Below are 12924 nucleotides of genomic sequence, written 5' to 3'. Positions count from 1 at the left end.
ACCGGTGGCGTTCCTCACCGCGCCGGTGCTGGCCGACGACGTCTTCGGCCCGCTGCTCGTCCCGGGTGGTGTTCTCGCGGACACGGTCGTCGGTGACATCATCGGAGTGGGGCCGGGACGCGGCGTCGGACTGCTGCTGGCCGTCTGCGGTGTGCTGCTGATGCTCTGGGGCGCGCTGGGGCTGTGGTACCGGCCGCTGCGGCGCATGGAGGACACGCTGCCCGACGCGGTCGCGGGCGCTGAGATCGCCGACGACCTGGACGCGGTCCAGGTCGAGGCCGACGCCGCCATGCTGGAGGGCACCGCCCGGACCCGGTGAGCGATTCCGCGCCCCAGCGGAGACCGACTCCCCCGGCCACCGGCCAGGGGCACGGCCCGGCCGGCGCACCATCTCGCTGGCCGAGCCGTACGGTGACCGTCTCTGAGCCGCCGTCCCGGTCCGCCAGCCGTCCGAAGACGAGCGTGAGCTCCGCGCCGGTCGTGGCGCTTACCAGGAGCGGGTGCCCGTGGAGCACCTCGGCCACCGGCCGGTCCCAGGTCACGGTCAGCCCGCTCAGGTCGCGCCGGGGATCCGACACGGTCAGCGTGGCCGTACCGTCGCCGCGCTCCCTGACGAGGACCGCGCACGGGGCGGAGGCGGCCAGGCCGCCGACGGCTCCGTCGTTCCAGAAGTTGACGGCGGTGATCCCGAGCGACGGGACCTGGACACCCTGCTGGCGGGCGGTGTTGGCGAGCACGCGCGCCCAGCCGGGGTCGGCGGCGCGGGCCCGGGTCTGCGCCAGGCTCGCACCCGGCAGGAGCAGGTAGACATAACCGGCCGAGCCGGGGTCGACACCGTGGTCGAGCCAGAGGGTCACATAGCTCCGGGTCACCGGGTCCGAGCCGCCGGTGCGTTCCTCGCGCAGCGTGTGCAGGCGGGCGCAGGGCAGGACGTAGCCGCCGTGTCCCTCCAGATGTGCCCAGCCCGCCTGCCCGTCCACGGTGAGCGGGGCGTCGGTTCTGCGGTTGTCCACGACGGTCTCGACCGGCACGCCGTCCTCGCCGGTGATCCCGGCGCCCAGGCAGACCACCGCGTCGTCGAGGAAGAACCACGACTTGAAGGCCTCCATCGTGCTCTCGAAGCCGTTCAGATGCTGGCCGACCGTCGCGTACATGCCGTCGGTGGCGCCACCCACCCAGCGGCCCGGCGGGCAGGTGTCACCCCACTCCTTACCGGCGCCGTCGGCCAGCCGCCGGGTGGAGACGGTCGTGCCCGGCAGGCGGTAGGGGTCGACGGTGGACCAGAAGGAGTCGGAGTACTGGTCGCCGTGGCCCTCGCCCCACCAGTAGAGCATCCCCGAGCCGGTGTGCCAGCCCCGCAGGTTCTCGCCGTTGCCGTGCTCGTAGTGGCCGATCCGGGAGGAGGCCATGCTGAGCCCCGCGCACCAGGTGGGTCTGCGATGGACGGCGCGGGCGCTCATCGCCGGCAGCCGGTGCCCGACGGGTTCGTCGGCCGCGGGGATCGCGTCGTCGCCCAGGATCGCGGCGAGGCGGGCGTGGAACCCCAGATCGCCGCGCTCGGCCGCCGTGAGCATGGGCGTGCAGGTGTCCCGCAGCGCCCATCCCTTGACCATGCCCTGCCAGCGGGCCCGCTCAGCGGCGGAGGCCGCCTCCCCCAGCAGCAGGATCGCGGAGGCGATCTCGCGTCCCCTCCTGTGGTCACCGTACGATTCCCTGCTGATCCCGCGGCCGCTGACGAGGTCCATGCAGAAGCCGTCGTGGACGACCGGCGCGAACGACCTCTCGACGCTGTCGAGAACGGTCTGCCGGTCCGGGTCGGTGATCTCCCACGGCGAGCCGCGCAACACCGCGAACAGTGTCGCGAGACCGGACAGCATCACCGCTCCGTACCCGCCCTGATAGGGGACGGACGTGTGCTGGATGAACGAGCCGTCCCGGTAGAGCCCGTCGCCCTCGGAGACGTAGGGGAAGACCGGGGAGAGCGCCGAGGCGGCCAGCGCGGCCTTCCCCGGGTCGGACCCGAGGATGGCGCGGAGCAGCATCACCATGCACAGGTCCACGCGGTTGGCCGCGGTGCTGGTGCCGCTGTAGTCGTCCAGGCGGCACTCGGGGACGAAGTGGTCCACCGCGTCCCGCAGCGCCCTGCTCTGCTGGTCTGTCAGGTGCGGACCGATCAGCACGGCCGCGTCGAGGAGCTTCTTGGGGGTGCCGATCTGCCAGTTCCACCAGTTGCCGGCCGGGTCCGCGCCCGCGGCGTACACCTGCCGCCGGTAGTGGTCGATGCCGCCTGCGACGGCCGCGGCCAGGTCCGCGTCGCCGGTCAGGCCGGTCCCCGGCAGGGCGTACGCGCGGGCCATGGCCCGCAGCCGCGCCGGGGTGTCGGCGAAGGAGGGGAACGCCAGATCGGGCCAGAGCGACGCGCCGGCCGGCGCCATGGTGTGCCGGTATCCGGCCGCCGTCGTCCCCTGCTTCGCCAGCCGGGTCCGGTACGGCTCGGCCACCGCGTCGAACCCCGAGCCCGCCGTCACGTCCCGCCAGCGGCGGCGGAGCAGGGCGAAGGGATCGTCCCCGGGGTGCGCGACATTCGCCGGGATCAGTGCTCCAGCCGCGGCGATACCGCTGAGCTGGAGAAATAATCGCCTGGAGTATCCAGTCACGCGTGGATTATCACCTGGCAATCCAGGACCGCGCAGGTAAGGACACGGACCGTTCTGGTTCACCGGAGGGCCCGTCGCCCTACCTGCCCGATCTTCAAGCGTGTGGATCCGGGACTGCGCTCACCCCCGGGGGTAGCCGGCGATCACCTCGCGTCCGAAGCGGGCCATCTCGGTGTGCTGGGGCGAGAACTGGAGCAGCATCAGGTCGACCCCGGCCTGCTCGTACGCCCTGATCCGCGCGGTGATCTGCTCCGGGGTGCCGACCAGCCCGGCGCGCAGTCCGCGGTTGGAGACGCTGTACTCCTCCAGCGAGACCTGCGACTCCAGCTGGGAGCCCTCGACGAAGTCCTGGTAGGAGGCGTACGCCTCCGGGGAGGAGCGCACGTCCAGGATGCGCCGCAGCTCGGCCTGCGCCTCCTCCTCGGTGTCGCGGCAGACCACGTAGCCGGAGACGCCGAAGGTGAGTGGTGCCAGCCCCTGGGCCTGCCGGCGCTCACGCATGTCGGCGATCTTCGCGGCGATGGTCTCCGGCGAATCCCCGTGCATGACGTAGGCGTCGCCCCGGGCGGAGATCAGGTCCTTCGCGGTGGGGGACTCCCCGCCCATGTAGACGGTGGGGCGGCGGGTGGGCTTGGGCTCCAGGATGGTGCCCTGAAGGTCGTACAGGTCGCCCTGGTGGCTCACCGTGTCCTCGGTGAGCAGCCGGCCCAGGACCTCCAGCCACTCCCGGGTGCGGGCGTAGCGGGCGTCGTGCACGTCGAACGGGGCACCGTACTGTGCCGCCTCGTCCTTCCACCAGGAGGAGACGACGTTCAGGCTGATCCTGCCGGGCGCGATGGTGTCGAGCGTGGACAGGGCCTTGGCCGTGGCCGACGGCGCGTGGTAGTTGGGCCGTACGGCGAGCATCAGCTCCGTCCGCCGGGTGACGGCGGCGACCGCCGGGGCCAGGGTCCAGCAGTCGAGGGCGGGCGCGCGGTGGCCCTTGATGTCGTTGAGGTTGAGCTCAGCGATCAGGGTGAGGTCGAATCCGTGGTCCTCGGCGTCGACGGCGAGGTCCCGGATGTAGGGCCAGTCGATGCTCATGTCCTCGTCCGGGACGTTGCGCAGCCATCCTCCGAAGATGGGCATCCAGTAGCCGAACCGCATCAGCGGGTCTCCTCTTCCTTGATGAGCCGTCTGACCATGCGGGCGATCTGCCGCGGCCCGGAGCGGGGGGCCGCCGCCTCCACCCCGGGGTTGTAGTTGGTGTTGGTGTTGACGTCGTAGGTCACCAGGCGGCCGTCCTCGGTCTCGATGAACTCGAAACCGGCGACCTCGATGCCGTGCCTGCGGGCGAAGTCCAGGTACTGGCCCAGCACGGGGTGGTCGAAGTCCTCGCGGAGCGCGAACAGCCCCGGTGCCGCGTCGAGCATGCAGCTGTCCGCCGGTACGGCCGGCACGGCGCAGGCGTCCGCGGGGCACAGCTCGAAGCCGCCGCGGGCGGTGTCCGCGGTCAGCGCGTAGACGACGCCGCCGTCGACGATCTCCACCCGGGTGATGTGGGGCCGCGCGGCGCGGAGGTACTCCTGCAGCAGGGTGATGCCGTCGACCGGCGGCTCGTACCCGGGCGAGTCCAGGTGCTCGGCGAAGGCGTCCACGCTGTCGAACAGGGCTACGCCGAGGCCCTTGCCGCCCTGGTTGTGCTTGGCGATGAAGGGGGCCGGCAGCTTGGCCGCCGCCGCCAGGAGGTCCTCACGCCCGACCACGGCGAGCGTGCGGGGCACCTCGATCCCGGCCGCACGGAGCGCGGTGAGCTGGTCGACCTTGCTCATCTCCAGTTCGAGCACCCGGCGCCCGTTGACGACCCGGCGGCCGTGGGCCTCCAGCCAGCTGAGCACCGCCCGCGTGTGGTCCTTGGCGAGCAGGTGGCCACGGGTGTGGGATGAGGCGCTCATCCGGGACCAGTAGACGCCGGGCGGCGGCGGGGCGTCGAGGTCGAGCAGTCCCTCGCCGAGCAGCCAGGGCTCGTGGTCCACCCCCTCGGCCTCGAAGGCCGCGGCGAACGGCGGGTACCACTCGGGATTTTCATGGAGTACGTATGCCTTCACGGCGTGCGTCGTCCTTCCGGCGAACCGTGCGGGGATCTGCCGATTGTCGCACGCGTGACCGGCCATGCCCGGACCGGGCCGACCGGACCGGGCCGACCGGTCTCAGCCGGCGACGCCGGTGAACTCCAGGATCCGCTGCCACGCGTCGGCGCACGCCTCTCCGTGCTCGGCGAAGGACCTGTCGAAGAAGCTGTGCGGCGCTCCGGCGTACGTGTACGACTGAACCTCGACGCCCTGGCGTCGCACCGCGTCCGCGAACTCGGCGAACTCCTCCGGCGGCGTGCTGTCGACCCCGGCGAGAAGCATGAGGAGCGGCGCCTCCATCTCGGGAATCCACGGGCCGACCCGCTCCATCGGCTGGCCGCCGTAGAAGCCGATGCAGCCCGCGAGCCCGTGCCCCTCGGCGGACTGGCGCCAGGAGGCGGAGCCGCCGAAGCAGAACCCGACCGTGAAGATCGCGTCAGGCCGGTCGGCGTCGAGCGAGCGGAGATGCTCGACCGCGGCCCGCACGTCCGTCGCGACCATGTCGGGGGTGACCTGCTTGATGTGCGGCTGCCAGTCGAAGGACGGTCCGTCACGGTCATCGGTCTCCGCGGTCCGCCCGAAGTAGTCGATCGCCACGGCGTGGAATCCCGCTTCGGCGAAGATGACGGCGAGTTCCCGGTAGAAGCCGTGCAGTCCGCGGACATCGGGGAGGATCACGACTCCGCGGCCGTTCGGCTTCTGCGGCGTCGCCGCGTGGGCGAGCACCCGTGTGCCGTCCGCGGCGGTGAGCCGGAGCTCGTGGGCATCGGCGGCAACGCCCGCCAGGTGTGGCCGCGGGGGCCTGGATTCATCGGAATGACACATGATCGCATCATCCCATCGGCCCGGCACCATGCCCTGTCGACGCGGCCCGTCGACGCGGCCGGCGAACGTAACACAATGTTCACATGACCCGGGGCCGAGCTCCGGCAGGCACGCCGCCCACCCGGCCGCAAAGCCTGGGCGCGACCTATAAGGCCAGGTCAGAGGCATTGCCAGAGCTGGAGATGCCCGCTCTCCAAGTGGTCCACCGGGGGACCGGCAGGCAGAGAAAATAGCTTTTTAAGCGCTTCGGACAGCCTTGACCGTTTTATTGGCGATTTATACCATTCGCATCATCTTTATCCGGCGCCGGCGGCGCCGTTTCCAGGATGTCCTCTCTCTTCCCCCAAGAGTGGGCCGTCCCCTGCCTTCTGAGGAGTCGTCATGCCGCTCAGCACCGCGAGGCGGCATCGCAGGGTGGCGCGAACGCCCTCCGTACCGCCGCGGAGAACGCCGAGGAGTCCACACAGCGCAGGCACCCCGTCGCGCTCCGTTACGGACTGACCCTGTTCCCTTATATGCAGGGGCGTTCTGGCCGGGTTACCGTCCGGCCAGAGCTATTGAAAGGAACCGCATGAGATTTCGCAGTATCCGCGGTACGGCCGTCACAGCTGCACTGTGCGTCGCGATGAGCGCCCAGCTGACGCAGCCCGTCCTCGCCGCCCCGGAAAAGTCCGGTGAGCCCCGCTATTCGGCGGGTTCGGCCAGCGTCGGCGACCCGTACTTCCCCAACCAGGGCAACGGCGGATTCGACGTCCAGCACTACGACATCGCGTTCTCGTATGACCCGGCGACCAAGCACATGGACGCCACCACGACGATCACCGCGCTCGCGACCCAGGACATGGACCAGTTCAACCTGGACTTCCAGGGCCCGGAGATCTCGGCGCTGAGCGTGGGCAAGCACCCCGCCGACTTCCGGCGTGATGGGCAGGAGCTCATCGTGACGCCACGCCCGAAGGTCAAGGTTGGCGAGACCTTCACGGTGACCGTGAAGTACGCGGGAACGCCGCCGGTCATCACGGACCCGGACGGCTCCATCGAGGGCTGGGTGCCGACCGATGACGGCGCGTTCGTGGCGGGCGAGCCGCAGGGTGCCCCCTCGTGGTTCCCCGGCAGCGACCACCCGACCGACAAGGCCACGTTCACCTTCCACGCGACCGTGCCGGAGGGTCTCACCGCGGTCGGCAACGGCCAGCTGCTGTCGAAGACGACCAAGGACGGCCGGACGACGTTCGTCTGGGACTCGACCGAGCCGATGGCGACCTACCTCGCCACGGTGACCATCGGTAACTTCCAGGTCAACGAGACCAAGACGTCGGCCGGCATCCCCGTCTACACCGCGGTCGACCCGCGGCTGGTGAGCCAGTCGGCGGCTACCGTCGCCAGGATCCCGGAGATCGTCGATTACCTCAGCTCGGTCTTCGGCCCGTACCCGTTCGCCTCGACCGGGGCGATCGTCGACCGCGCGCCGAACGTCGGCTACGCCCTGGAGACCCAGACCAAGCCGATCTTCTCCAGCTCGCCGAGCCTCGGCACGATGGTGCACGAGCTCGCCCACCAGTGGTACGGCGACAGCGTGTCACCCACGCGGTGGTCTGACATCTGGCTCAACGAGGGCTTCGCGACCTACTCCCAGTGGCTGTGGACCGAGCACACCGGAGGGATCACCGCGCAGCAGACGTTCAACAACTCCAGCAACTACGGGCGGGCCGCGACCTCCGCGTTCTGGCAGACCATCACGGCCGACCCCGGCCCGGTGGACATGTTCGGCAGCGTGCCGTACAACCGCGGTGCGATGACCCTGCACGCGCTGCGCGGCAAGGTCGGCGACGCCGTCTTCTTCCCGCTGATCAAGGGATGGGCCGCCGAACGCAAGTTCGGCAACGCGAGCACCCGCGACTTCATCGCCTATGCGGAGAAGACGTCGGGCATGGACCTGACCAACTTCTTCGACGTGTGGATCTTCCAGAAGGGCAAGCCCACCACCTGGTAGATCCCACCCTGACCGGCGATCTCCCTCCGACCGTGTCCTGACGGCCACGGACCAGTCCGCACCGGCCTCCGGGTGATCCCGGAGGCCGGGAGGACATCACGGCGGCACGTGTTTCCGATTTCGGCGACACGTGCCGCCGCTTTTCATGGAGCGGCCCCCGGCTGCGTGAGAACGTGTGCGAGGGCGTCGAGGGCGGCCGGATACGAGTGTTCGCGTGGCGTGCCGTACCCGACGATGATCGCCTGCGGGTGGCCGCCGGCGCGGTGCCAGTGGTCGCCCAGGCCGCCCAGGGCCAGACCGTGCGCCGAGGCGCGGCCGAGCACCTCCGGCTCGCCGGGCCCACCGGACGGCAGGCTGATCATCGCGTGGAGCCCGGCCGCGATCCCGTGGATGGCGAGACCGGGGAGGGTGCCGAGCCGGGCCAGCAGAAGGTCGCGGCGGCGCCGGTAGCGGAGCCGGCAGGCGCGGATGTGCCGGTCGTAGACGTGGGTGGTGATCAGGTCGGCGAGAGCCAGCTGCCCGATCGTCTCGGTGTGGTGATCGAGATGCAGCTTGGCGTCCGCCACCGGTCCGACGAGGTGGTGCGGCAGCACCATCCAGCCCAGGCGCAGGGCGGGGCCGAGGGTCTTGGACACGCTGCCCAGGTAGGCGACGTGGTCGGGCGCCATGCCCTGGAGGGCGCCGACGGGCTGGCGGTCGTAGCGGAACTCACCGTCGTAGTCGTCTTCGACGATCAGGCCGCCGTGGGTACGCGCCCACTCGGTGAGCGTGTGGCGGCGGGCCGGGTGCAGGGTGACCCCGGTCGGGTACTGGTGAGCCGGGGTCACCACCACCGCCCCGACCTTCTCGTGGCCGCGGAGCAGGTCGGCGCGGGCTCCGCGGTCGTCCACCGGGAGCGCGACGACGGCCGGGCCGGCCCGCCGGACCACCTCCCGGTGGAAGCCCAGGCCCGGGTCCTCCATGGCCACCTCGGCCACCCCGGCGTCGCCGAGCACCCCGGCCAGCAGGGCCAGGGCCTGGGCGTAGCCGGAGGTGACCACGATCCGCTCGGGGGTCGCGAGCACGCCCCGGGTCCGCCCCAGATATTCGGCCAGCGCGACACGGAGCTCGATCCGGCCGCGCGGATCGCCGTAGCCGTAGGCCTCGACCGGCGTCGCGGCGAGCGCGCGGCGGGTGGATCGCAGCCAGGCGTCCGACGGGAACGCGCCCACATCCGGGCTACCCGGCCGCAGGTCGTACCGGGGCACGGCGGTGTCCGGTCGCGGACCGTGCCGGAGTACGGCGGCAGCCGCCTTGAGATCGGCGACCGTGGTGCCTGATCCCCGGCGGGCGGTCAGGTAGCCCTCCGCGATCAGCTGATCGTAGGCGGCGCTCACCGTGCCGCGGGACAGGCCGAGCTCGGTGGCCAGCTTACGGGTCGAGGGCATCCTGGCCCGCGGCGCGAGCCAGCCGGTCCGGATGGCATCGCGCAGGGCGTGCTCCAGACCGGATCGGCGGCCGGTCGCGGTGTCGACCTCCAGGTACAGGTCGACACCGAAAGTGGCCCATGATTCCGACACGATATTGGATCTTAATACCGGTCCGGTGTCTCCTAAAATCGACAGTATGACCACGAACCCTTCTTCCGTCCGGCTGGCAGTGGACAAGCTCGCCCCGCGCATCAACCGGGCGATGAACGCGCTGGACACGGCCTCCAGGGAGACGGAGCTGGAGCCGGCCCTGCTGGAGCTGGTCAGGGCACGCGCCTCACAGCTCAACGGCTGCGCCTACTGCGTCGACATGCACACCAGGGACGCCCGGAAGGGCGGCGAGAGCGAGCAGCGGCTGTTCGCCCTCCCGGTCTGGCGGGAGACGCCGTTCTTCACCGACCGGGAACGCGCGGCACTGGAGCTGACCGAGGCGGGCACCCGGCTCACCGACGGCCCGGTGTCCGACGAGGTGTACGGGCGGGCCGCGGCCCAGTTCACCGAGACCGAGCTGGCCGAGCTCATCTGGACGATCACTGTGATCAACGCGTGGAACCGGCTCGGCGCCATCGCACGCCCCTGGCCCATGGCCTGACCGCACCGGCCTGCGCGGTCACGCTGACCGCCGGTCCTGGGGATGGATACCTGGTTCCCCGAAGACCATGACATGGGCATCCGAGAGGTACGGTCGGCTCATGTCTCAGCGCAGTATGCCGCACGACGCCGCCTCCTGGGCGTGCCCCCACGGGCAGGACGCCCGCCGAGGCTGTGTGGCCTGCTACCAGGAGTCGGTCGATCCCGATCCGGCACTGTCGTTCTGGGAGGTCGCGGCCTGGTTCACCACCGAGCGGCCGGTCCCCATACGGACGCTTCAGGACGTTCACCACCACGGCCGGCGGTTCGCCCTCGACCAGCCGTCCACGCCGCTGGTATACCTGCTGACCGGCCGTGCCCGCGCCCACGGCGGCGTCCAGGCCGTAGCGGGCGTGATCGGGTTCCTCCTCCACAACCGGCATGTGGTCGCCAGCTTCACCGTGACGGAGATCCGGGCGACCTCGCAGTCGGCCACCGGGGCGAGCGCGACCCGTCAGACGGACGTGTGGGTCAGGGGCGCCTGAGGGACGGGTATATAAGGTGGTGTTTCGGGAGGTCACTGTGGGGAGACGGCTGGCTCGCCTGACGGCGTGCGGGATGACCCTGGCCGCGGGGCTCGCGATGGCGGGCTGCGGGATGTTCGGGCAGCCCGGGAACGGCGGGAGCTCCGCTCCCCCGAACACCGTGGCCCAGGGCTTCAAGATCGGCCTGCTGCTGCCGGACTCGACGACGGCGCGCTACGAAAAATTCGACCGCCCCCTCATCACCCAGAGCATCGCCGCGCTCTGCCCCAAGTGCCAGGTCGTCTACTACAACGCCGACCACGACGCCTCCATGCAACAGCGGCAGTTCGACGCGGCGCTCGACGTCGACGTCCAGGTGATCATCCTGGACCCGGTGGACGCCAAGGCCATCGCGCCGATGGTGTCCCGGGCCCACGACGAGGACGTTCCGATCGTCGCCTACGACCGTCTGGCCCGCGGCCCGATCAACGCGTACACCTCCTTCGACAACATCCAGGTCGGCAAGATGCAGGGCCAGGCCCTGCTCGACGCGATCAGCACGGGGGGCGATCCGGAGAGGGGGCCGATCGTGATGCTCAACGGCTCGCCGCTCGATCCGAACGCGAGCGACTTCGCGAAGGGCGCCCGCTCAGTCCTCAACGGCCGGGTGGTGATCGGCAAGGAGTACGACGTCCCGAACTGGAGCCCCGAACAGGCCCGCCTCGACGCGGTCGACGCGTTCACCGCGCTCGGCGCCGCCAAAGTCATCGGGGTCTACGCGGCCAACGACAGCCTGGCCGGCGGCGCCGCCGAGGCGATGCGGGACACCGGGGTCAGGAAAGGCACGCCGCTGACCGGCCAGGACGCCGAGCTGACGGCCATCCAGCGCATCCTGCTGGGCACCCAGACGATGACCGTCTACAAGCCCATCAAGTCCGAGGCCGAGAACGCGGCGGAGATGGCCATCGACCTCGGCACGGGCAAGAAGGTGAAGGGCAGCGGCAGCGGCAGCGGCACCGTGGACAACGGGACCTCGTCCTCGATCCCCGCCCGGATCGTCCAGCCCGCCGTGGTAACCAGGGAGAACATCAAGGAGACCGTGGTCAAGGACGGCTTCTGGAAGGTCCAGGACATCTGCGTGGCGAGCGTCCAGGCCGCCTGCAAGGCCGCCGGGCTCTCCTGAACGAGGCCGGGGCCGGATCACCGGCCGCCGCTCTCGACCGGAGATCCCCCCGGCCGCCGGCGTCTCCAGGCGGGGTACGGAGATCAGCCGTCGCGGCCGGGGTGCGCCACGGGCTCACCGGCCCCGGTGACCTGGGCGACCAGGACGCAGGTGTCGTCGGCCTCGTTGATCGGCACCATGGCCTCCATGACCTCCGACAGCCGGTCCGGGGAGGCCGGGGAGAGGGGGCCGAGCGCCTCGGCCACGGCGGCGCTCATCAGGTCGAGGCCCTCGTAGAGGTCACGGCCGCGCTTCTCGATGAGCCCGTCGGTGAACATCACCAGCAGGTCGTCCGGCCGCAGCCGTACGGTGCCGCAGGTGTAGGTCGCGTCCTCGAAGACGCCGAGCAGGACGCCCGGGTGCAGCAGCCGCTCCACGTGGGAGCCCCTGGCCAGGAGCATCGGGGGATGACCCGCGTGGGTCCAGCGCAGGGTGCGGTCGCCCGGGTGGTAGCGGGCCACGAGCGCGGTCGCCAGCACGTCGGGCCGGAGCTTGCACAGCAGGCGGTTCAGCGCGGTGAGGATCTCCGCCGGGTCGTGACGGGCGAAGGCCAGACCGGTGATCGTGTGACGGAGCTTCGCCATGGCGGAGGCGGCGGCCAGGCCGTTCCCGGCCACGTCGCCGACGGCGAGCAGCACGTCACCGTCGTCCAGGCCGATCGCCTGGTACCAGTCGCCGCCCAGGCAGGCCGCCTTCTCGGCGGGCTGGTAGCGCCCGGTCACCCGCAGGCCGGGCAGGATGGAGGGCTCCGTCTGGACCGGCATGATGATTTTCTGCAGGTGGGCCGTGAGCTGGTTCTCCTCCAGCCGCTGCCCGAGGTCGTCGCGGACCCAGGTGGCGAGCAGGCCGTCGTCGATCCGGGCGAGCCGCAGGACGTAGGTCGAACGGCGCGGGACGCCGTCGGCGACCTCGACGTGCTCGTAACGGATGAACCGCTCGGTCACGCCGGTCTCCATCACGCGCAGGCAGGCCTGCCAGAGCTGCGTGCCCGTCACCGAGGGATAGGTCAGCCGGACGCGCAGGCCGGCCAGTTCCTCGCCCCGCCGGCCGTGGACGTCCTCGGCCTCCGGGCTCACGGCCTGCATGCGGAAGTCGACGATGACGCCCGACGCGTCGCGGACCGGCACCGACCAGCTCGCCGATCCGGGCGTCACGTCGAGCATGGCCCGCATCGCCGCCGAAGGAGCGGGCGGGGCGGCCTCCCCGAGCCCCCCGAACACGAGATCGGTCCCCGGAGGCGCGTCGCACTTCCCGGGAGGCGGCGTGACCTCGGTGGTCGTCTCCAGAACGTCCGGCCCGCTGGAGGACAGCAGGCGACGTTCGTTTCCTGGGCTCAGGATCGCTTCCTTCCGGATGGCCCGTACAAGGCTCGGACGAGACCGGTGCCGAGAGCACCGGCACGGGCTTCTTCAGACGGTCGGGGTGGCCGGGACGGACGGGTTCGGACGGGTTCGGTCGGGGGAGGGATCCGATCCGATCAGGGCAAGAACGGATCTCAGACAGTAAGACTGTAGGGCGCACGCCGAAAGAACATCTTCAAAGTACCCGCCGTC

Annotated in this window: 10 protein-coding genes; 4 read left to right on the top strand and 6 right to left on the bottom strand. The window is 70.9% G+C overall.

What is annotated here, in order from left to right:
- Window positions 1–98: 98 nt before the first annotated feature.
- From ACIN94_RS02995 to ACIN94_RS02980, 4 genes are all read right to left on the bottom strand, one after another.
- Window positions 99–2657, bottom strand: a complete 2559-nt coding sequence (locus ACIN94_RS02995; protein ID WP_400698782.1) for a polysaccharide lyase 8 family protein — start codon at window positions 2655–2657, stop codon at window positions 99–101.
- 120 nt (window positions 2658–2777) lie between these two features.
- The gene (locus tag ACIN94_RS02990; protein WP_400698779.1) at window positions 2778–3803 is read right to left on the bottom strand and encodes an LLM class flavin-dependent oxidoreductase; all 1026 of its coding nucleotides are present in this window, start codon (window positions 3801–3803) and stop codon (window positions 2778–2780) included.
- Entirely contained in the window at window positions 3803–4744 is a 942-nt protein-coding gene (locus tag ACIN94_RS02985) for a RimK family alpha-L-glutamate ligase (protein ID WP_400698777.1), read from the bottom strand. Before ACIN94_RS02985 ends, ACIN94_RS02990 begins: the two co-directional genes overlap by 1 nt.
- 102 nt (window positions 4745–4846) lie before the next feature.
- A complete protein-coding gene (locus ACIN94_RS02980; protein ID WP_400698774.1) occupies window positions 4847–5593 on the bottom strand; it encodes a dienelactone hydrolase family protein in 747 nt (248 codons plus the stop codon).
- 571 nt (window positions 5594–6164) lie between these two features.
- On the opposite strand from ACIN94_RS02980, the gene ACIN94_RS02975 reads away from it, so the two are divergent.
- Entirely contained in the window at window positions 6165–7586 is a 1422-nt protein-coding gene (locus ACIN94_RS02975; RefSeq protein ID WP_400698771.1) for a M1 family metallopeptidase, read from the top strand.
- Window positions 7587–7729: 143 nt separating this feature from the next.
- Here the strand turns inward: ACIN94_RS02975 and ACIN94_RS02970 are convergent, their stop codons facing one another.
- Complete coding sequence (locus tag ACIN94_RS02970; protein ID WP_400698769.1) at window positions 7730–9145, bottom strand: PLP-dependent aminotransferase family protein; 1416 nt, start codon at window positions 9143–9145, stop codon at window positions 7730–7732.
- 46 nt (window positions 9146–9191) lie between these two features.
- Here ACIN94_RS02970 and ACIN94_RS02965 point away from each other — a divergent pair, with 46 nt between their 5' ends.
- The 3 genes from ACIN94_RS02965 (at window position 9192) to ACIN94_RS02955 (ending at window position 11332) form a co-directional block, all read left to right on the top strand.
- Window positions 9192–9647 carry a carboxymuconolactone decarboxylase family protein gene (locus ACIN94_RS02965; protein WP_400698766.1) on the top strand — a complete coding sequence of 152 codons (456 nt, stop codon included), beginning with the start codon at window positions 9192–9194 and terminating at the stop codon, window positions 9645–9647.
- A gap of 100 nt (window positions 9648–9747) precedes the next feature.
- The gene (locus ACIN94_RS02960) at window positions 9748–10170 is read left to right on the top strand and encodes a hypothetical protein (protein WP_400698764.1); all 423 of its coding nucleotides are present in this window, start codon (window positions 9748–9750) and stop codon (window positions 10168–10170) included.
- 37 nt (window positions 10171–10207) lie between these two features.
- On the top strand, window positions 10208–11332 hold the full coding sequence (locus tag ACIN94_RS02955) for a sugar ABC transporter substrate-binding protein (RefSeq protein WP_400698761.1): 1125 nt from the start codon (window positions 10208–10210) through the stop codon (window positions 11330–11332).
- Window positions 11333–11415: 83 nt separating this feature from the next.
- Here ACIN94_RS02955 and ACIN94_RS02950 read toward each other — a convergent pair whose 3' ends face one another.
- Window positions 11416–12591 (bottom strand): PP2C family protein-serine/threonine phosphatase, encoded by a 1176-nt coding sequence (locus ACIN94_RS02950; protein WP_400698758.1) that lies wholly within the window; start codon window positions 12589–12591, stop codon window positions 11416–11418.
- Window positions 12592–12924: the final 333 nt, after the last annotated feature.

The organism is Streptosporangium sp. NPDC087985, from assembly GCF_044741965.1.
GTDB lineage: Bacteria > Actinomycetota > Actinomycetes > Streptosporangiales > Streptosporangiaceae > Streptosporangium.
This window is presented reverse-complemented; position numbering and strand designations above follow the sequence as displayed.

Excerpts from the sequence above, each read along its gene's own strand:
- ACIN94_RS02990 (WP_400698779.1), bottom strand. The coding sequence starts at position 3,803 with ATGCGGTTCGGCTACTGGATGCCCATCTTCGGAGGATGGCTGCGCAAC.
- ACIN94_RS02980 (WP_400698774.1), bottom strand. The coding sequence starts at position 5,593 with ATGTGTCATTCCGATGAATCCAGGCCCCCGCGGCCACACCTGGCGGGC.
- ACIN94_RS02975 (WP_400698771.1), top strand. The coding sequence starts at position 6,165 with ATGAGATTTCGCAGTATCCGCGGTACGGCCGTCACAGCTGCACTGTGC.
- ACIN94_RS02965 (WP_400698766.1), top strand. The coding sequence starts at position 9,192 with ATGACCACGAACCCTTCTTCCGTCCGGCTGGCAGTGGACAAGCTCGCC.
- ACIN94_RS02960 (WP_400698764.1), top strand. The coding sequence starts at position 9,748 with ATGTCTCAGCGCAGTATGCCGCACGACGCCGCCTCCTGGGCGTGCCCC.